The following is an 18452-nucleotide window of genomic DNA, read 5'->3' on the forward strand; positions in this document are numbered from 1 at the left end:
AGATCTCTTACGACTCAGTAGTTGCGGACACTCTAGGGCGTGCCACGGGCCCCGCACGAGGAACGTGCGGGGCCCGTGTGGCGTTCCGGCCGTCGGTGCCGACGCGTGCTACATGCCGGCGATGAGCTTCTCCACGCGGTCGTCCACCGAACGGAAGGGGTCCTTGCACAGCACGGTGCGCTGCGCCTGGTCATTGAGCTTGAGGTGCACCCAGTCGACCGTGAAGTCCCGTCGCTGCTCCTGCGCACGGCGGATGAAGTCGCCCCGCAGCCGCGCCCGGGTGGTCTGCGGGGGCACGGACTTGCCCTCGAAGATCTTCAGGTCGTTGCAGATGCGGGCGGCCTGTCCCTTCTTCTCCAGGAGGTAGTAGAGCCCGCGCCGGCGGTGGATGTCGTGGTACGCGAGGTCTATCTGGGCGACCCGCGGGTGCGACATGGTCATGTTGTGCTTGGCGCGGTAGCGCTCCAGGAGCTTGTACTTCATGACCCAGTCGATCTCGGTGCCGATGCGGTCGAGGTCCTCGGTCTCGATCGCGTCGAGCGTGCGGCCCCAGAGCTCGAGGACCTGGGCGACCGTGCCGGTGCGGATGCCCCGGCGGTCGATGAAGTCGACGGCCTTCTCGTAGTACTCCCGCTGGACCTCCAGTGCGGAGGCCTCTCGGCCCGAGGCGAGGCGCACCTTGCGCTGGCCGGTGATGTCGTGGCTGACCTCGCGGATGGCCCGGATCGGGTTCTCCAGGGTGAGGTCGCGCATGACGGTGCCCGCCTCGATCATGCGCAGCACGAGGTCGGTGGCGCCGACCTTGAGGAGCATGGTCGTCTCGGACATGTTCGAGTCGCCGACGATGACGTGGAGACGGCGGTAGCGCTCGGCGTCCGCGTGCGGTTCGTCGCGGGTGTTGATGATCGGACGGGATCGGGTGGTGGCGGAGCTGACGCCCTCCCAGATGTGCTCGGCGCGCTGGCTGACGCAGTAGACCGCGCCACGCGGCGTCTGCAGCACTTTGCCCGCGCCGCAGAGCAGCTGCCGGGTCACGAGGAAGGGAATGAGGATGTCGGCCAGCCGGGAGAACTCGCCGTGCCGGGCGACGAGATAGTTCTCGTGGCAGCCGTAGGAGTTTCCCGCCGAATCGGTGTTGTTCTTGAAGAGATAGACGTCGCCCGCGATTCCCTCCTCGTGCAGGCGGCGTTCGGCGTCGACGAGCAGGCCTTCCAGAATGCGCTCGCCGGCCTTGTCGTGCGTGACCAGCTCGGTCACGTTGTCGCATTCCGGCGTTGCGTATTCCGGATGCGAGCCCACGTCGAGGTACAGGCGGGCGCCGTTCCGCAGAAAGACATTGCTGCTGCGGCCCCATGACACGACACGGCGGAAGAGGTAGCGCGCCACTTCGTCAGGTGACAGTCGGCGCTGTCCCCTGAACGTGCACGTGACGCCGTACTCGTTCTCCAGCCCGAAAATGCGGCGGTCCATGTCTGAACATTACGCCTCGCGGCCTGAACTGAAACCGGGTTGGGCGGCCCCGTTTCGATCATTTTCCGATGTGTCCGGACCTGAGCCCGCAATGTCCTCGGTACGGCCCGCGACGGCGAGCACGCGCTGAGTGGCCGTCAGAACGAGCAGGGCGGCGAATCCGCCCGCGCCGGCGACGGCGAAGCTCCACGCGGTGCCGCCGATCTCGACGGCGGGGCCCGCGACGGCCGTGCCGACGGCCGCGCCGACGCCGAAGGTGGTCACCAGCCACGAGAACGCCTCGGTGACGGTGCCGCGCGGGGCGTGCCGGTCGACGACGATGAAGGCGCAGGCGATGGCGGGCGCGAGGAAGACGCCGGCGAGCGCCGACAGCGCGGTCATCGCGACGACACCCGGAGTGAGCACGAGCGGCAGGTAGCCGAGGGCGAGCAGGGCGACGATGGCGCGCAGCCTGGACTCGGGCGCCCCCGACCACTGCCGCGCTCCGTACACGGTGCCGCCGACGAGGGCGCCCAGACCGAGTGCGGCCATCAGCCAGCCGTAGACGGCCTCGCGGCCGTGATCGTCGGCGTAGGCGACGCCGGCGACGGTGATGGAGCCGAGCGCGAGGCCCACGAAGAAGAACGCGCCGAGCAGGGCGAGCAGCCCCGGCGAGCGCAGGGCGCCGAGCCAGTGCGCCTCACGAGGGGCTGAGCGCCAGGCACGGGAGGGCTGGGAGAGCACGACGGACAGGGCGCCGGCGACGCCTGTCGCGTTGATGACAAGGAGCGCGGCGGCGGGCGACCAGACGGAGACCAGCAGGGTGACCAGGAGCGGCCCCACGGTGAACATGATCTCCTGCGCGACCGCGTCCATGGCGTAGGCCCGGTGCACGCGCTCCTCCTGGCCGAGCACGCTCGGCCACAGGGCCCGCAGTCCGCCCTCGAGCGGCGGCGTGAACAGTCCGGCCACGATCACCGCGGTGTACGCGAGGGGCAGGGAGCCGGTCCCGACGACGGCCAGCAGCAGCATTCCGAGCGCCGAGACGACGGCGGAGGGCAACTGGACCCTCGGCTGTCCGTACAGGTCGACGGCGCGGCCGAGCAGCGGCTGGCCCACGGCCGTGGCCAGCCCGTACACGGCGGCGAGCGCGCCGGCGAGGGTGTAGCTGCCGCCTTCGGCGCGCGTGAACAGGACGATGGCGATGTGGGCGGTGGCGGCGGGCAGCCGGCCCACGAGGGTGCCGGTCAGCAGCCGTGCCGCATGCGGCGCCCTGAGGATCTCTGCGTATCCGACGGCCATCCGGGACCCCTCTCCCCCGGACCCTGCCGAGGTTTTACGTATAACGTCCTCGTCCATACGTACCATGTCGACAGTCCGCGGGTCCACCGTGCCGCCACCCCGGACGCTCGCGGAACATTCAGCGCGGCCGAGGACGGCACCGCATGGCACACCCGACCCCCGAGGGCCGTCCCGTCCCGGCGGAAGTGGGCTCCACCCGGCCCACCAGCAAAGACGTGGCCCGCGTCGCCGGGGTCTCGCAGGCCACGGTCTCCCTGGTCCTGGGCGACAAGTGGCGCGGCCGCGTCTCCGAGCGCACCGCCTCCGTGGTACGCGACGCGGCCCGGGAGATCGGATACCGGCCCAACCTCGCCGCGCGCAATCTGCGTCTCGGACGCACGAGGACGGCGCTGCTCGTCGTGCCGGCCCTCACCAACGAGTTCTTCGCCCGCGTCTACACCGGTGCGGCCGCCGTCGCCGCCCGGCACGGCTTCGGCGTCGTCCTCTACCCGTCCCCCGAGGGCATCGGGCCCGCCAAGGACCCCTTCGCGTCCGCCCGCGCCGCTCTCGACGGCGTCATCGCCTCCTCGATGGCCGCCGGTACCCTCGCCGCGATCCGAGGCAGCGACCTGCCGCTCGTGATGCTGGACAGCGACCCTTCGGACACCGGCGTCGCCGCCCACGTCAACCTGGACATCGCCGACGGCATGCGGCAGGTGACGGAACATCTGCTCGGGCTGGGACACCGGCGGTTCGTCCATCTCGCGTCCGCCGTCGCCTCCTGGACGTTCGACGTGCGCGCGCGGGCGCTGCGCTCGGCCCTGGCGGATGCGGCGGACGCGGAACTGACGACCGTCGCGGCACCGCTCGACGTGGACTCCGGCCGCGCGGCGGCCGAGCGGGCGCTCACCGCGCCGGGCCCCCGGCCGACCGCGCTGGTCTGCGACGACGACATCCTGGCCGCGGGCGCCTGCAAGGCGGTGCGCCGGCTCGGGCTGCGCGTCCCCGAGGACGTCTCGGTCACGGGCTTCGACGACCTCGCCCTGGCCACCGCGGTGGAGCCGGAGCTCACCACGGTCCGCCTCCCTGCGGAACGGATCGGCGAACGCGGCATGTCGGCGCTCCTCGCGGTGCTGGACAACCGGCCGGCCGAACAGGACATCCTCCCCGTCGAACTGGCCGTACGCGGCTCCTCGGCACCCCCGCCGCACAGCGGCCCGGCGTCTGCCGACGGCGCGCGTCCGGCCGGAAACGGCCGGCCTTCCACCTGACCGATTCACTGCGGCCGCGCTTGAGGCGCCGCGACGGGCCGTGGAACGATCGCGATCATGACCAGTGCGGCCCAGCGCCCGATCGACGCGACACTGCTCGGCGGCGTACGAACGCCGGGCTCGGTGCACACCGCGTCCGGCGGGCGGCTCGGCGTCCGGCACGAGGACCGGATCGAGCTGCACGACCGCACGGCGTTCCTCGCGGGCGGCCCGTCACTGCTGCACTCCCTGGCGCTGCCCTGCCCGGCGCGGGCCACCCCGCTGCCCGACGGGACGGTCGTCGCGGCCGAGAGCGCCCGGATCCGGGCGGTGGGCGCCGACGGGCGCACCCGCTGGGCGCTCCCCCACCCCGTCTGGCGCCACAGCTCACGAGACCCGCGGCCGCCCGGTGCGCCGGTCGTCAGTCCCGACGGACGCCTGGTCTGCGCCGTCGTGCCGGCGCTCGAGCCGGACACCGAGGAGTGCGTGTACGTCCGGGACACGCTGCTGCTCCTGGACGCCGCCACCGGCGCCGTCCTCGCCGAGCGGCCCGTCGGCCCGGTCGCCTCCGACCTGACCGGCACCTGGCACCCCGACGGCCACCTGATGGCACTGTCCTGCTGGACGGCCTGCGCGAGCTGGACGACGTGGTGGGTCGAACCGCGCCACGACGGGCTCCACATCCGCGGCGGGGTCGGCATGCACGAGATCGTCGGCTTCCTGCCCGGTACCACCCGGGCCCTCACCCTGCGGCGCGCCGAGCACATCGCCGTCAACGACGACCGTGACGAGCTCGCCGCGCACGACGCCGCGAGCGACGAGCAGACCGCGCTGTTCGACCTGTCCGCGCTCGCCCCGGACGCCGGGAACGACGAGTTCACCGCGGCCTGCCTGCTCGACGACGCCCATGTCCTGGTCGCGGGCCGGATCTTCCCCCGCGGCAGGCCGCCCGCCACCCGGCACTGGCTCTGCGACGCGCGGACCCTCGCACCGCTGGGAAGACTGCGCTATCCCCGCCGGGTCGGCACCACCGTCACCGCGCTCGGCGACGGCACCTGGCTGACCCGTCACGGCGACGAGCTCCACCACTGGGCACTCCCGCCCACCCTGCGCCCCGCAGGCCGCGCCTGACGCCGTAGGGCCCCCTCCTGCCCCAGGCGTGGCCGTGCCCCGGACCGCACGGGGCGGCCCGGGGCACGGGCGACACGGGATGCCGGGCGCGCTACTCCGCGCCCTCCTCCGTGTCCTCGATGTCCGAAGGGGCGTCGGTGGGCGCCGTGGCGGCCTCCTCGGCCTCCAGCAACCGCGACAGCTGCCGCCCGATGATCCGCTTGAACTTCCGCGCCTGCGGCCTCGTACGGTCGAGGACCGCGACCTCCAGACGCTCGGCGGGGATCTCCCGATCGCTGCCGTTGGCCTGGCTGGACAGAGCCTGGACGGCGAGCTTCAGCGCCTCGGCCAGCGACATCCCGTCGCGGTGCCGCTGATCGAGGAAGCTGCTGATCTGCTCCGCGTTGCCGCCGACGGCGACCGAGCCGTGCTCGTCCACGATCGAACCGTCGTGCGGGAGGCGGTAGATCTGGTCACCCTCGGGGGACGCGCCGACCTCGGCGACGACCAGCTCCACCTCGTACGGCTTCTCACCGGCGCTGGAGAAGATGGTGCCGAGCGTCTGCGCGTACACGTTGGCGAGACCGCGGGCCGTGACGTCGTCGCGGTCGTAGGTGTATCCCCGCAGGTCCGCGTAGCGCACACCGCCGATGCGCAGGTTCTCGTACTCGTTGTACTTGCCGGCCGCGGCGAAGCCGATCCGGTCGTAGATCTCACTGAACTTGTGCAGGGCGCGGGACGGGTTCTCGCCGACGAAGACGATGCCGTCGGCGTACTGCATGACGACGAGGCTGCGACCGCGGGCGATGCCCTTGCGGGCGTACTCCGCCCGGTCGGCCATGGCCTGCTGGGGTGAGACATAGAACGGCGTCGACACCGGCTATCCGTCCCTTTCTGTCAAAGGCGAGTACATGGATCAGAGCAGCGCGGCACGCGGGCCGTCGGGGTGGGCCAGGCGGCCTTCGAGGATCGAACGGGCGATCTCGGAGGTCTCGGCCTCGGTGAGCCTGCGGAAGCCCTCGTCGGTGATGACCGTGACGATGGGATAGATCCGCCGGGCCACGTCCGGGCCGCCCGTCGCCGAGTCGTCGTCGGCGGCGTCGTAGAGCGCCTGGACGACCAGCGTGGTGGCCTGCTGCTCGGTCTGGTCCTCGCGGTAGAGCTTCTTCATGGCGCCGCGCGCGAAGATCGAGCCGGAGCCGGTGGCCGCGTACCCCTGTTCCTCGGAGCGGCCGCCCGTGACGTCGTACGAGAAGATGCGGCCCTTGTCGCGGTCGATGTCGTAACCGGCGAAGAGCGGCACCACGGCCAGGCCCTGCATGGCCATGCCGAGATTGCTGCGGATCATCGTGGAGAGGCGGTTGGCCTTGCCCTCCAGGGAGAGCTGGACGCCCTCGACCTTCTCGAAGTGCTCCAGCTCCAGCTGGAACAGCTTGACCATCTCCACGGCCAGGCCGGCGGTGCCGGCGATGCCCACGGCCGAGTACTCGTCGGCCGGGAAGACCTTCTGCATGTCGCGCTGCGCGATCATGTTGCCCATGGTGGCGCGGCGGTCGCCGGCCAGCACCACGCCGCCGGCGAACGTCGTCGCGACGATGGTCGTGCCGTGCGGGGCCTCGAAGACTCCCTGCACGGGCGGCAGCGAGCGGTTGCCCGGGAGCAGCTCCGGTGAGTGCTCGCCGAGGAAGTCCATGAAGGACGAGGAGCCCGGCGTCAGGAAGGCTGCCGGCAGACGCCCGGTGCTACGAGGGTTGGCTTCCACGCGTTTCCTTCCGGGTAGGCGGCGGCCCGCCTCTGCACGCGCGGGCCGATCTTTCGAACTGTGCACGGACCTTACCCGCGCCGTGGCCGGTCATCCGTCCCGGTCCCCCGGCTTTCGCCGGCGGGAGCCGGGACGGACAACGGTCGTTACTGGCCGCCCTTTTGGACGAAGGAACGCACGAAGTCCTCCGCGTTCTCCTCGAGGACGTCGTCGATCTCGTCCAGTACGGAGTCGACGTCGTCCGACAGCTTCTCCTGGCGCTCCTTGAGGTCTTCTGCCGCCTGCGCGTCCTGCGCCTGCTCCTCGACCTCCTCATTGGAACGCGTGGCCTTCTGCTGTCCGCCGCCGGTGTCCTTGGTCGCCATGTCCCTCACCCCGCTCGGTTTGCCCTGACGTGAGTTCGTTCGGTCAAGATCAGACCCTACAAGCCGGGTCCGACATCGGCCCCGCACTTTCGCTCAACGTCCGGGGACCACCTCGATGATTCCCGGACGGGAGGACTTTCAGCCCCCGGTCAGCCGCCGGACAGCACGCGGACCAGCTCTTCGGCCGTGCGGCAGCGGTCCAGGAGTTCCTTGACGTGATTACGTGTACCACGCAGCGGTTCCAGCGTGGGCACTCGTTGCAGAGAGTCACGGCCGGGCAGGTCGAAGATGACCGAGTCCCACGACGCGGCCGCAACGTCGTCCGCGTACTGCTCCAGGCAGCGACCGCGGAAATAGGCCCTGGTGTCCTCCGGAGGGCTGGCCTGGGCCCGCTCGACGGCCTGCTCGCCCACAAGGCGCTTCATCTTCCCGCGGGCCGCCAGACGGTTGTACAGCCCCTTGTCCGGCCGCACGTCCGCGTACTGCAGGTCCACGAGGTGGAGGCGTGCCGCGTCCCAGTCCAGGCTGTCGCGGCGCCGGTAGCCCTCCATGAGCTCCCGCTTGGCGATCCAGTCCAGCTCGCCGGACAGGCTCATGGGGTCGTTCTCGAGGCGGTTGAGCGTGTCCTCCCAGCGCGTGAGGACGTCCTTGGTCTGCTCGTCGGCGTCGGCGCCGAAGCGCTCCTCGACGTACTTGCGCGCGAGCTCGAAGTACTCCATCTGCAACTGGACGGCGGTGAGTGTGCGGCCGCTACGGAGTGTGACGAGATGCTGGAGGCTCGGGTCGTGCGAGACCTGGTGCAGTGTGCGCACGGGCTGCTCGACCGCGAGGTCGACCGCGATGAATCCGTCCTCGATCATCGAGAGCACCAGGGCCGTGGTGCCCAGCTTGAGGTACGTGGAGATCTCCGACAGGTTGGCGTCGCCGATGATCACGTGCAGCCGGCGGTACTTCTCGGCGTCGGAGTGCGGTTCGTCACGGGTGTTGATGATCGGGCGCTTGAGGGTGGTCTCGAGGCCCACTTCGACCTCGAAATAGTCCGCGCGCTGGCTGATCTGGAAGCCGTGCTCGTGGCCGTCCTGACCGATGCCCACCCGGCCCGCGCCCGTGACGACCTGGCGGGAGACGAAGAACGGCGTCAGATGGCGCACGATGTCCGAGAACGGGGTCTCCCGCTTCATCAGGTAGTTCTCGTGCGTGCCGTAGGACGCGCCCTTGTTGTCGGTGTTGTTCTTGTACAGGTGGATGGGCTGCGCCCCGGGCAGCTGGGCCGCCCGCTCGGCCGCCTCGGCCATGATCCGTTCGCCGGCCTTGTCCCAGAGCACGGCATCGCGCGGATTGGTCACCTCGGGCGAGCTGTACTCGGGGTGGGCGTGGTCGACGTAGAGCCGTGCGCCGTTGGTGAGGATCACATTGGCCAGGCCGATGTCCTCGTCGGTGAGCTGGCTGGAGTCGGCGGCCTCGCGGGCGAGGTCGAAGCCGCGGGCGTCCCGCAGCGGATTCTCCTCCTCGAAGTCCCAGCGGGCGCGGCGCGCCCTGTGCATCGCCGCCGCGTAGGCATTGACGATCTGGGACGAGGTGAGCATGGCATTGGCGTTCGGGTGGCCGGGGACGGAGATGCCGTACTCCGTCTCGATTCCCATTACTCGCCGTACGGTCATGCGGCCCTCCTTGCCCGGCGGCGCTCCCCGCTGGGAGCGGCGCTCAGATACCGCTGGCTCTCCGGTGCGCGTGCGGTGCCCGTCCCCGCACCCCGCGACTCGGCGGTACCGAAGAAGCCTAGAACGCCGCCGCGTGGGTGGGGAGATCAATTCGGTCATTGCTCCGGTGTGGTCCCACCTGGCCGGAAAGCATCCGGCTGCGGATACCCGCCCCCTGCCGTCGCGGGGGGCCGCGGCATCCGCAGCCGGTACGCCTGCCTACAGGTACTGACCGGTGTTCGCCACCGTGTCGATGGACCGGCCGGTGTCGGCGCCCTGCTTTCCGGTGACGAGGGTGCGGATGAAGACGATCCGCTCGCCCTTCTTTCCGGAGATCCGGGCCCAGTCGTCCGGGTTGGTGGTGTTGGGCAGGTCCTCGTTCTCCTTGAACTCGTCCACGCAGGCCTGGAGCAGGTGGGAGACGCGGATGCCCTTCTGGTTCTGGTCGAGGAAGGCCTTGATGGCCATCTTCTTGGCCCGGTCGACGATGTTCTGGATCATCGCGCCGGAGTTGAAGTCCTTGAAGTAGAGGACTTCCTTGTCGCCGTTGGCGTACGTGACCTCGAGGAAGCGGTTCTCCTCGGACTCCGCGTACATCTGCTCCACGACCGACTGGATCATGGCGTGGGCCGCGGCCTCCTTCGATCCGCTGTGCTCGCCGAGGTCGTCGGAGTGCAGCGGGAGCGAGGGGGTCAGGTACTTGGCGAAGATGTCCTTGGCGGCCTCCGCGTCCGGACGCTCGATCTTGATCTTGACGTCGAGCCGGCCGGGCCGCAGGATCGCGGGGTCGATCATGTCCTCGCGGTTGGAGGCGCCGATGACGATGACGTTCTCCAGCCCCTCCACACCGTCGATCTCGGCGAGCAGCTGCGGGACGATGGTGTTCTCCACGTCCGAGCTGACGCCCGATCCACGCGTGCGGAAGAGGGACTCCATCTCGTCGAAGAAGACGATGACGGGGGTGCCCTCGCCCGCCTTCTCCCGGGCACGCTGGAAGACGAGGCGGATGTGCCGCTCGGTCTCACCGACGTACTTGTTGAGGAGCTCGGGGCCCTTGATGTTGAGGAAGTAGCTCTTCCCCGCGGGCTGCCCGGTCACCTCGGCGACCTTCTTGGCAAGGGAGTTGGCGACGGCCTTGGCGATGAGCGTCTTGCCGCATCCGGGCGGGCCGTAGAGCAGGATGCCCTTCGGCGGCCGCAGTTCGTGCTCCTTGAAGAGGTCGGGGTAGAGGTACGGCAGCTCGACCGCGTCGCGGATCATCTCGATCTGGCCGCCGAGGCCGCCGATCTTGTCGTAGTCGACGTCCGGGACCTCTTCGAGGACGAGCTCCTCGACCTCGCTCTTCGGGATCACCTCGTAGACGTAGCCCGAGCGCGGCTCGAGCAGCAGCGCGTCGCCGGGGCGGATGGTGGTGTCCAGCAGCGGCTCGGCGAGCCGCACCACCCGCTCCTCGTCGGTGTGCCCGATCACCAGGGCGCGCTCGCCGTCCTCCAGGATCTCCTTGAGGGTGACGATGTCCCCGGCACGCTCGAATTCCATGGCGTCGACCACGTTGAGCGCCTCGTTGAGCATGACCTCCTGGCCGCGCCGGAGGTCGTCGACCTCGACGCTGGGGCTCACGTTCACCCGGAGCTTGCGGCCCCCGGTGAAGATGTCGCACGTGCCGTCCTCGTTCGCCTGCAGGAAGACACCGAAGCCGGCCGGCGGCTGCGCGAGCCGGTCGACCTCCTCCTTGAGGGCCACGATCTGGTCGCGGGCCTCACGGAGCGTGTTGGCGAGCCGCTCGTTCTGTGCGGACACGCCGGCCAGGTTGGTCTGCAGCTCGACGATCCGCTCTTCGAGAATCCTCGTATGACGCGGAGAGTCGGCGAGCTTGCGGCGCAGGACGGCGATTTCCTGCTCGAGATAGGCAACCTGGCCGGCTGGGTCTTCAGACCCCCGCCCCGGCCGGATGCCGCGGTTGATGTCGTCGTCGTGGGCTGCCACGGTCCTCACCTCCTCCAAGGGGAGCTGGACGCTTCCTGACCCTACCTGTGTGGGTGGTGATTGAAACCCCTAGATCACAAAGACGGAAGGGGTGTGTCCGATCTTCACCCTTGCGCTCTCCCTCGTGCCAGGGGAATACCCAGCAGATACCCACCCGGCAACATCGGAAAGCGGTCGGTTGTATCGTCGAAGCGTTCAACACCCGTCAGGGCTGGCGCGACTTGTATCACTTGCTGCGCCCGACGAAGGAAATGGCAGGAGATATGACCGTGCAGCACGAGGTTCCCACCGACGGTGCCGCCGAGGCTCTCGAGGTCTGGATCGACCAGGATCTCTGCACCGGCGACGGAATCTGTGCGCAGTACGCCCCCGAGGTCTTCGAGCTCGACATCGACGGCCTCGCCTACGTGAAGTCCGGGGACGACGAACTGCTCCAGGACCCGGGCGCGACAACGCCGGTGCCCCTGCCGCTGCTGAACGACGTCGTCGACTCCGCCAAGGAGTGCCCGGGCGACTGCATTCACGTACGTCGGGTTTCGGACAGGGTAGAGGTCTACGGCCCCGACGCGGAGTGAGTGGTCACATACCGCGCGCTTCCGGCTGGGCGGCGCGCACGAACTTCCCGCCCTGCCACCGCCATTCGACGTTCTCCCGCTCGTCGGGGCAGCAGCTCGGCACCTGGGGCGAGGAGTACCCGAGCAGAGTGGCCGTGATCGCTCCGTCACGTACGGCGAGCGAGCCGACGCTGAGTTTCTCTGCCGGCTGAACCAGCGTCGCCACGACGCGTGCCGCGGTCCCGCGGCCGGCCGCGAGGACGTACACGCCGCTGGGCGGGGTGCCCGAACCGGCGTCGCACCGGGCCGCCACCACGGTCTCGGGACCGCCGTCGCCGTCGAGATCGCCCGTGGCCCGCTTGGTGACGACGCTGTCGACAGCGCCGCATTCCAGGGGCAGGTCGACGCCCGCCGGATCGGGGGCCGGCGCGGGGGCGGGCGCCGTCACGGTGCGTGATTCCGAGCCCTTCTGGGACGCCGTGGCGGCGTCGGGCTGGACGAAGCCGGCGGCGGCCACGACCGCGGCCATCGCCGTCGCGGTGGCCAGCCAGTGCACGGGGCGGGCGTGGGTGTGCGCGAGGTCCGGGACGGCTGCGGAGTTCTGCACGCGGGGAGTCTCCTGAGAGGCCAGGGCTTGTGGGGGTGGCCAGCATCGTGCCATACGTCACATGGGACCGGAACAGGGGGGTCCGTAACCCTCGGGTAAAGAGTCCGTGGTGACAGGCCCCGGGCACGGAAGGGTCGCCGACGCGGGGTCAATACGGCGGCGCCGCCGTCGAGTTCCGGCCGGGGCAGGGGAACTCGGCGGCGGCGCCGTCGTGTTGTACGGGTGCGGTCAGCCCTTGTTGGGCCCTTCGTAGTCCTCGCCGTACGCGCCCTTGGCGGGACGGCGGCGGCGCATCGGGGGCTCCACGCCGTCGGCGAGGCGGCGGGCGGTGACCAGGAAGCCGGTATGTCCGATCATCCGGTGGTCGGGGCGCACGGCCAGTCCCTCGACGTGCCAGTTGCGGATCATCGACTCCCAGGGCTGCGGCTCGGCGAAGCAGCCGATCTCACGGATGGACTCGACGGTGCGCGCGAGCTGGGTGGTCGTGGCGACGTAGCAGCACAGGATGCCGCCGGGGACGAGCGCCTTGGAGACGGCCTCCAGGCACTCCCAGGGCGCGAGCATGTCCAGGATGACGCGGTCGACGTCGGAGTCGGTGAGGTTGTCCTGGAGGTCTCCGACCGTGAGCTGCCAGGCGGGGTGCGGGCCGCCGAAGTAGCGCTCCACGTTCTGCTGGGCGATCTCGGCGAAGTCCGCGCGGCGCTCGTAGGAGTGGAGCATGCCGTGGTCGCCGATGGCGCGCAGGAGGAAGCTGCTCAGCGAGCCCGAGCCCACGCCGGCCTCCACGACGCGTGCGCCGGGGAAGATGTCGGCGAAGGCCAGGATCTGCCCCGCGTCCTTGGGGTAGACCACGGCGGCGCCGCGGGGCATGGACAGGACGTAGTCGGGGAGCAGGGGGCGCAGCGCGAGGTAGGCGACGTTTCCCGTGGTACGGACAACACTGCCCTCGGGAGCGCCGATCAGCTCGTCGTGCGGGAAGGAACCCTTGTGGGTGTGGAAGTTCTTCCCGGCCTCGAGCGTGAACGTGTAGTGGCGTCCCTTGGGGTCGGTGAGCTGGACCTGGTCCCCGACCTTGAAGGGCCCGCGACGGCGGGCGGCACCGGTCGGTTCGGACATGTGACCAGCCTACCGGGCCCCGGCCCCGCCCCGGACCACGCCCGGGCGGGACGGGCACTCGCCGTCCGGTCTGTTGCACGTCGACGCACGCCTCAGCGCCCCGTGAGGGTCCCCCCGGCGAAGCCAGGGGGAGAACCGAGCCCTAAGAAGAAGCCGGCCGCGCCATCGCCGCGACGAAGGCGCGTTCGACGTCCGCCGTGGACAGGACGCCGTAGATCTCGCCGGTCTCCTCCACCACCAGGTACTCCGTCGCGGGCGCGGCGCGGAGCCTGTCGAGCAGGGCCTCGCCGGCGAGCTCGGCGGGGACCTTCATGTCCTCGGTGAGCTCCTGGGCCAGGCCGCTCACCGCGACCCAGGGGCGGCGGTGCTCGGGGACGCCGACGATGGCGGTCTCGCGCACCAGGGCCGTGGGCTCCCCGTGGCCGTCGACGACGACGAGAGCGCGGGCCCCGGCCTCGTTGGCGCGGCGCAGCGCCTCGGAGAGCGGGGTGTCCGACTCGACGGGAACGGCGCGGCGGGTGAGCGCGCGGGCGGCGAGTTCGGGCAGGTGCTCGCGGAGACGGGCCATGCGCAGGCTGTTGCCGGCGCCGGTCCAGATGATGGCGGCGAGGATCGCCGCGAGCAGCGCGTCGGTGACGGTCTCCATGCCGCCAATGTCCTCGGTGGCGTTGCCGAGGGCGCCGGTGTGGGTGAGCAGCGGGAGGCCGATGAGGACGGCGACGGCGAGGGCGCGGCCGACCCAGGCGGCGGCGATGGTGCCGGTCATGGGCTTGCCGCTGATCTTCCAGACGACGGCGCGCAGCATCCGGCCGCCGTCGAGGGGCAGTCCGGGCAGCAGGTTGAACGCGGCGACGATCAGGTTGGAGATCATCAGCCCGGCGAGCAGTACGCCGGGCACGGTGCCGGGCTCGACGGCGGTCATGCCGAGATAGAACAGCCCGGCCAGGACGAGGGAGAGCAGCGGGCCGACGAAGGCGAGGACGAATTCGCGGCCGGGTGTCTCGGTCTCCTTCTCGATCTCGGAGACGCCGCCGAAGAACTGGAGCTGGATGCGCCGCACCGGCAGTTTGAAGCGGAGCGCGGCGACGGTGTGGGCGAGCTCGTGGACGAGGACGGAGGCGTAGAAGGCGACCGCGAAGAACAGCGACACGAGGTAGCGGACGCCGCCCAGTTCGGGCAGGACGCGGTCCAGCTGACCGCCGAAGACCCACGTGATCAGGGCCGCGACGACGAACCAGCTGGGGGCGACGTACACGGGCACGCCGAAGGGGCGGCCCATGAGAATACCTCCGCCCGGTTCGCCCGAGCCGCGCTTCCTGCCGCCGCCCGGCGCGGTCTTGCCCGCATCGGACCGCGGCCGCTCGCGCTCGCCGCTCGTGTCGTCCTCGTTCACGGGGTCCCTTCGTCGCCGAGCCTCTTCGCAAAAGGTGTCGCTCGCTCGATCATGCACGCGCGAGGTCCTGTCGTCGATGGTATGCCGCTCGCTGTCAGTGGCGGGCCGTAGGGTCTGCGTCATGAGTACGAGCCAGCAGCCCGTCGGCGGGCCGTCCGCCGCTGCCGCCGAGCCCGGGTCCGATGCCGAGGCGGACGGTGCGGCGACCGCTGCCGTGGTGCCGAGGCCGGCCGCGGAGCCGATGTCCCTGTCGCCTTCGCGGGCGGGCGACTTCATGCAGTGCCCCCTGCTGTACCGCTTCCGGGTGATCGACCGGCTGCCGGAGAAGCCGAGCGAGGCGGCGACCCGCGGGACGCTGGTGCACGCAGTGCTGGAGCGGCTCTTCGACGATCCGGCTCTCCAGCGCACGGCTCCGCGGGCGAAGGCGATGATTCCCGGCCAGTGGCAGAGACTGCTGGAGACGAAGCCGGAGCTGGGCGAGCTGTTCGCCGAGGACGCCGGAGGCGAGCGGCTTGCGCGCTGGCTGGGCGAGGCGGAGCAGCTGGTGGAGCGGTGGTTCTCGCTGGAGGACCCGACCCGGCTGGAGCCCGCCGAGCGGGAGATGTTCGTCGAGACGGAGCTGGATTCGGGACTGCGGCTGCGCGGGGTGATCGACCGGGTGGACATCGCGCCGACGGGCGAGGTGCGGATCGTCGACTACAAGACGGGCAAGGCACCCCGCCCGGAGTACAGCGAGGGCGCGCTGTTCCAGATGAAGTTCTACGCGCTGGTGATCTGGCGCCTGAAGAACGTGCTCCCCCGCCGGCTCCAGCTCGTGTACCTGGGCAGCGGCGACGTGCTGACGTACGACCCGGCGATGGAGGACCTGGAGCGGATGGAGCGCAAGCTGCTGGCCCTGTGGGAGGCGATCCGGCAGGCGACGCGGACCGGCGACTGGCGCCCGCGCCCGACCAAGCTGTGCGGCTGGTGCGACCACCAGGAGTTCTGTCCGGAATTCGGGGGCACTCCCCCGGTTTATCCGCTGAGCATTTCCCCGGCCGCGTCGGCCGAGGATGGTCAGGGCAGAATGGGCCCGGTCTAAAGAAGGAGTACCCGTGGCTATCCGCGTCCTACTGGTCGACGACCAGCCGCTGTTGCGCACCGGCTTCCGGATGATCCTGGAGGCTGAGCAGGACATCGCGGTGGTGGGTGAGGCCGGGGACGGCCTCCAGGCCCTCGATCAGGTGCGGGCGCTGCAGCCCGATGTGGTGCTGATGGACATCCGGATGCCGCGGATGGACGGTGTCGAGGCGACCCGGCAGATCACGGGCCCGGGCCGGGACGGCCCGGCGAAGGTGCTGGTGCTGACGACGTTCGACCTCGACGAGTACGTGGTGGAGGCGTTGCGCGCCGGCGCCAGCGGCTTCCTGCTGAAGGACGCCCCGGCCAATGAGCTGGTGCAGGCGATCCGGGTGGTCGCGGCCGGCGAGGCGATGCTGGCGCCGAGCATCACCCGGCGGCTCCTCGACAAGTACGCCGACCATCTGCCGTCGGGCGAGGAGCCCGTTCCGGACACGCTGCACACGCTGACCGACCGCGAGGTCGAGGTGCTGAAGCTGGTCGCCCGGGGCTTGTCGAACGCGGAGATCGCCGCGGATCTCTTCGTGAGCGAGACGACCGTGAAGACGCATGTCGGCCATGTGCTCACCAAGCTGGGCCTGCGCGACCGCGTCCAGGCCGCGGTGTACGCCTACGAGAGCGGTCTGGTGCGCCCCGGCGCTCAGTGAGCGCGGGGCACGACTGGCAACGGCCGGTGTCCGTCGGTGGGTTCCACCGACGGACACCGGCCGTTCGCGTCTGCGAGTGCGCCGGTATCAGACGCCGCTGCCCCGGGCCAGCTCCCACAGCTGAAGGTCGGAGCTGGTGTTGAGCGCCCATTCGACGCCCGTGATGTCGTCGTGGGCGGCGACGTACTGCTTGCCCTGCCACAGCGGCAGCACCGGCACGTCGTTGGCGACGATCTCCTGGATCCTCTTGAAGGCCGGGGAGGCCGCGGTGCGGTCGGCCTCGCGGCGCGACTGCGGGATGAGGCTGCGCGCCTCTTCGCTCACGTAGGGAGAGTTGAGGAAGTTGCCCTTGTCGAGGAACGGGGCGGTGTAGTTGTCCGGGTCCGGGAAGTCGGGGAACCAGCCGAGGCCGTAGACCGCGTAGTCGCCGCGCTTCTGGGCGGGGCGGAACTCGGCCCACTCGGTGCCCTTGATGGTGACGTCGAAGAGCCCGGTCGCGTTCAGCTGGTCGCGGAGAGCCTCGAACTCCTTGGCCGTGCCCGCGCCGTAGTGGTCGGTGGTGTAGTTCAGCTCCAGCTCGACGGGGGTGTCGATGCCCGCGTCGTTCAGGAGGGCCGCGGCCTTCTTGCGGCTCGGCTCGCCGTACTTGTTGTAGAACGAGTTGGTGTGCGCGGCGATGCTCGACGGGATGAGCGAGTAGAGCGGCTCGGCGGTGGAGCCGTACACCTGGCCGACGATCTGGCCGCGGTCGATGACGGCTGCCATCGCCTGACGCACGGCCTTGTTCTTCACCGACGGGTCCTTCGTGTTGAAGGCGAGGTAGCGGATCTCCAGGCCGGGCACCTCGGTGAGCGTGATGCCCTCCTTCGGTGCGGTGGAGAGTTCCTTGATCTGCTCGGGGGACATCGCGCGGGTCATCATGTCGATCTCACCGGACTCGAGCGCCTTGCCCATGGCCTCGGCGTCGGGGAACGACCGCAGTTCGACCCGGTCGTTGCGGAGCTTGATGTCGCCTTTGTAGTTGGGGTTCTTGGTGAAGACGACCCTGGAGACGCGGTCCCCGTCGGTCTCGCTCTTCATGGTGTACGGGCCGGTGCCCTCGACCTCGAAGCCCTCCCGGAGCTTCTTCCCGTCGTACTGCTTGGGGCTGACGATGGCCGCGACCGGCGTCGAGAGCTTGTACGGGAAGGTGGCGTCGGGCGTGGAGAGATGGAAGATGACCTCGTCGTCACCCTTGGTCTCGATGGTGTCGATGTTCGACAGGAGGGCGGCGGTGCCGTTGTCGGCGTCGATGTCGAGGACGCGCTGGATGGAGAACTTGACGTCCTCCGCGGTCACCGGGGTGCCGTCGGCGAACTTCAGTCCGCTGCGCAGCTTGCAGCGGTAGCTCTCGCTCGCGGTGTCCGTGAAGACGCAGGACTCGGCGGCGTCCGGGACGGGCTCGCCACCCCCGCGCGGCGGGTGCATCAGCGTCTGGACGGTCTGGCGCAGGACGTTCCAGGCTCCGGTGTCGTAGGCGTAGGCCGGGTCGAGCGGCGCGGGAGAGTCGGCGGTGGCGGCGAACTGGTCCGTGGTGCCCACGACGATGGCGTCACCGCCGCCCGACCCGCCGTCCGTGCTGCCGCAGGCGACGAGCACGGGCGCGAGCAGGCCGATCATGGCCAGCGGCACCAAAGTCTTACGGTTCATCCTGGACGTACTCCCTCATCCATCCGGCACTCGGACACAGCGTTGTGTGCAAGTCACTCCACCGCTTCCACCCGGTCGGGGCGGCGCGATCGGGCCGGGGATACAGAGCGATCGGTCCTGTGTTTCCGACGGCGTGGTGGCCGGCGGGACACCACGGCGACGCGGTGAAGTTCTCGCGATGAGATTAGTCGGCGGCGCCACGAAAGCGTGAACGGACCCGAGTTGAGGCGTAATCGCTGAGTGATCATCAACGCCTCGGCAGAGGCGGTTCACCCCTGGATGATTCATGCACTCCTCCCCCAAACCGGACAGCCCAAGGCGCCCGATCCCGGCCGAACGGGGCATCGGGCGCCGGACACGGCCCACCGAGACAGCACGCACAGTGACGAACGTCACCATGGGGAACGCATTCTCGATTATCGAA

The 18452-nt window shown here is 70.1% G+C and carries 16 protein-coding genes; 5 read left to right on the plus strand and 11 right to left on the minus strand.

Features of this window, described 5'->3' with window-relative positions; all coding sequences use genetic code 11:
• Window positions 1-108: 108 nt before the first annotated feature.
• Window positions 109-1470: a Pup--protein ligase gene (pafA, locus tag HW130_RS19975; RefSeq protein WP_177151007.1), complete on the minus strand. Its 1362-nt coding sequence runs from the start codon at window positions 1468-1470 to the stop codon at window positions 109-111.
• 9 nt (window positions 1471-1479) lie between these two features.
• Window positions 1480-2751 (minus strand): MFS transporter, encoded by a 1272-nt coding sequence (locus HW130_RS19980; RefSeq protein ID WP_177151008.1) that lies wholly within the window; start codon window positions 2749-2751, stop codon window positions 1480-1482.
• Window positions 2752-2894: 143 nt separating this feature from the next.
• Here HW130_RS19980 and HW130_RS19985 point away from each other — a divergent pair, with 143 nt between their 5' ends.
• Together HW130_RS19985 and HW130_RS19990 are read left to right on the plus strand one after the other, a co-directional pair.
• Window positions 2895-4001, plus strand: a complete 1107-nt coding sequence (locus HW130_RS19985) for a LacI family DNA-binding transcriptional regulator (RefSeq protein ID WP_177151009.1) — start codon at window positions 2895-2897, stop codon at window positions 3999-4001.
• A 57-nt stretch (window positions 4002-4058) separates the two neighbouring features.
• Complete coding sequence (locus tag HW130_RS19990; protein WP_177151010.1) at window positions 4059-5111, plus strand: hypothetical protein; 1053 nt, start codon at window positions 4059-4061, stop codon at window positions 5109-5111.
• Between the two features lie 91 nt (window positions 5112-5202).
• Here HW130_RS19990 and prcA read toward each other — a convergent pair whose 3' ends face one another.
• The 5 genes from prcA to arc all read right to left on the minus strand — a co-directional run bounded on the left by prcA (window position 5203) and on the right by arc (window position 10903).
• On the minus strand, window positions 5203-5967 hold the full coding sequence (prcA, locus tag HW130_RS19995; RefSeq protein WP_177151011.1) for a proteasome subunit alpha: 765 nt from the start codon (window positions 5965-5967) through the stop codon (window positions 5203-5205).
• A gap of 39 nt (window positions 5968-6006) precedes the next feature.
• Window positions 6007-6852 carry a proteasome subunit beta gene (prcB, locus tag HW130_RS20000; RefSeq protein WP_177151012.1) on the minus strand — a complete coding sequence of 282 codons (846 nt, stop codon included), beginning with the start codon at window positions 6850-6852 and terminating at the stop codon, window positions 6007-6009.
• 146 nt (window positions 6853-6998) lie between these two features.
• Complete coding sequence (locus HW130_RS20005; RefSeq protein ID WP_177151013.1) at window positions 6999-7217, minus strand: ubiquitin-like protein Pup; 219 nt, start codon at window positions 7215-7217, stop codon at window positions 6999-7001.
• 149 nt (window positions 7218-7366) lie between these two features.
• A complete protein-coding gene (gene dop, locus HW130_RS20010; RefSeq protein WP_375256556.1) occupies window positions 7367-8878 on the minus strand; it encodes a depupylase/deamidase Dop in 1512 nt (503 codons plus the stop codon).
• 258 nt (window positions 8879-9136) lie between these two features.
• Window positions 9137-10903, minus strand: coding sequence for a proteasome ATPase (arc, locus tag HW130_RS20015; protein ID WP_177151014.1), 1767 nt, complete (start codon window positions 10901-10903; stop codon window positions 9137-9139).
• A gap of 263 nt (window positions 10904-11166) precedes the next feature.
• Here arc and HW130_RS20020 point away from each other — a divergent pair, with 263 nt between their 5' ends.
• Entirely contained in the window at window positions 11167-11478 is a 312-nt protein-coding gene (locus HW130_RS20020) for a ferredoxin (RefSeq protein WP_177151015.1), read from the plus strand.
• Between the two features lie 4 nt (window positions 11479-11482).
• Here the strand turns inward: HW130_RS20020 and HW130_RS20025 are convergent, their stop codons facing one another.
• The 3 genes from HW130_RS20025 to HW130_RS20035 all read right to left on the minus strand — a co-directional run bounded on the left by HW130_RS20025 (window position 11483) and on the right by HW130_RS20035 (window position 14573).
• A complete protein-coding gene (locus HW130_RS20025; protein ID WP_177151016.1) occupies window positions 11483-12064 on the minus strand; it encodes a hypothetical protein in 582 nt (193 codons plus the stop codon).
• Between the two features lie 228 nt (window positions 12065-12292).
• The gene (locus HW130_RS20030) at window positions 12293-13180 is read right to left on the minus strand and encodes a tRNA (adenine-N1)-methyltransferase (RefSeq protein ID WP_177151017.1); all 888 of its coding nucleotides are present in this window, start codon (window positions 13178-13180) and stop codon (window positions 12293-12295) included.
• Between the two features lie 142 nt (window positions 13181-13322).
• The gene (locus HW130_RS20035) at window positions 13323-14573 is read right to left on the minus strand and encodes a site-2 protease family protein (RefSeq protein WP_177151018.1); all 1251 of its coding nucleotides are present in this window, start codon (window positions 14571-14573) and stop codon (window positions 13323-13325) included.
• Window positions 14574-14694: 121 nt separating this feature from the next.
• Here HW130_RS20035 and HW130_RS20040 point away from each other — a divergent pair, with 121 nt between their 5' ends.
• Together HW130_RS20040 and HW130_RS20045 are read left to right on the plus strand one after the other, a co-directional pair.
• Complete coding sequence (locus HW130_RS20040; protein ID WP_375256557.1) at window positions 14695-15654, plus strand: RecB family exonuclease; 960 nt, start codon at window positions 14695-14697, stop codon at window positions 15652-15654.
• A 13-nt stretch (window positions 15655-15667) separates the two neighbouring features.
• Complete coding sequence (locus HW130_RS20045; RefSeq protein WP_177151020.1) at window positions 15668-16339, plus strand: response regulator transcription factor; 672 nt, start codon at window positions 15668-15670, stop codon at window positions 16337-16339.
• A gap of 87 nt (window positions 16340-16426) precedes the next feature.
• Here HW130_RS20045 and HW130_RS20050 read toward each other — a convergent pair whose 3' ends face one another.
• Window positions 16427-18028 (minus strand): ABC transporter substrate-binding protein, encoded by a 1602-nt coding sequence (locus tag HW130_RS20050; protein WP_177151021.1) that lies wholly within the window; start codon window positions 18026-18028, stop codon window positions 16427-16429.
• Window positions 18029-18452: the final 424 nt, after the last annotated feature.

Source organism: Streptomyces sp. PKU-EA00015 (genome assembly GCF_013387495.1).
Classification (GTDB): domain Bacteria; phylum Actinomycetota; class Actinomycetes; order Streptomycetales; family Streptomycetaceae; genus Streptomyces.

Excerpts from the sequence above, each read along its gene's own strand:
- pafA (WP_177151007.1), bottom strand. The coding sequence starts at position 1,470 with ATGGACCGCCGCATTTTCGGGCTGGAGAACGAGTACGGCGTCACGTGC.
- HW130_RS19980 (WP_177151008.1), bottom strand. The coding sequence starts at position 2,751 with ATGGCCGTCGGATACGCAGAGATCCTCAGGGCGCCGCATGCGGCACGG.
- HW130_RS19985 (WP_177151009.1), top strand. The coding sequence starts at position 2,895 with ATGGCACACCCGACCCCCGAGGGCCGTCCCGTCCCGGCGGAAGTGGGC.
- HW130_RS19990 (WP_177151010.1), top strand. The coding sequence starts at position 4,059 with ATGACCAGTGCGGCCCAGCGCCCGATCGACGCGACACTGCTCGGCGGC.
- HW130_RS20005 (WP_177151013.1), bottom strand. The coding sequence starts at position 7,217 with ATGGCGACCAAGGACACCGGCGGCGGACAGCAGAAGGCCACGCGTTCC.
- dop (WP_375256556.1), bottom strand. The coding sequence starts at position 8,878 with ATGACCGTACGGCGAGTAATGGGAATCGAGACGGAGTACGGCATCTCC.
- HW130_RS20020 (WP_177151015.1), top strand. The coding sequence starts at position 11,167 with ATGACCGTGCAGCACGAGGTTCCCACCGACGGTGCCGCCGAGGCTCTC.
- HW130_RS20030 (WP_177151017.1), bottom strand. The coding sequence starts at position 13,180 with ATGTCCGAACCGACCGGTGCCGCCCGCCGTCGCGGGCCCTTCAAGGTC.
- HW130_RS20040 (WP_375256557.1), top strand. The coding sequence starts at position 14,695 with ATGAGTACGAGCCAGCAGCCCGTCGGCGGGCCGTCCGCCGCTGCCGCC.
- HW130_RS20050 (WP_177151021.1), bottom strand. The coding sequence starts at position 18,028 with ATGAACCGTAAGACTTTGGTGCCGCTGGCCATGATCGGCCTGCTCGCG.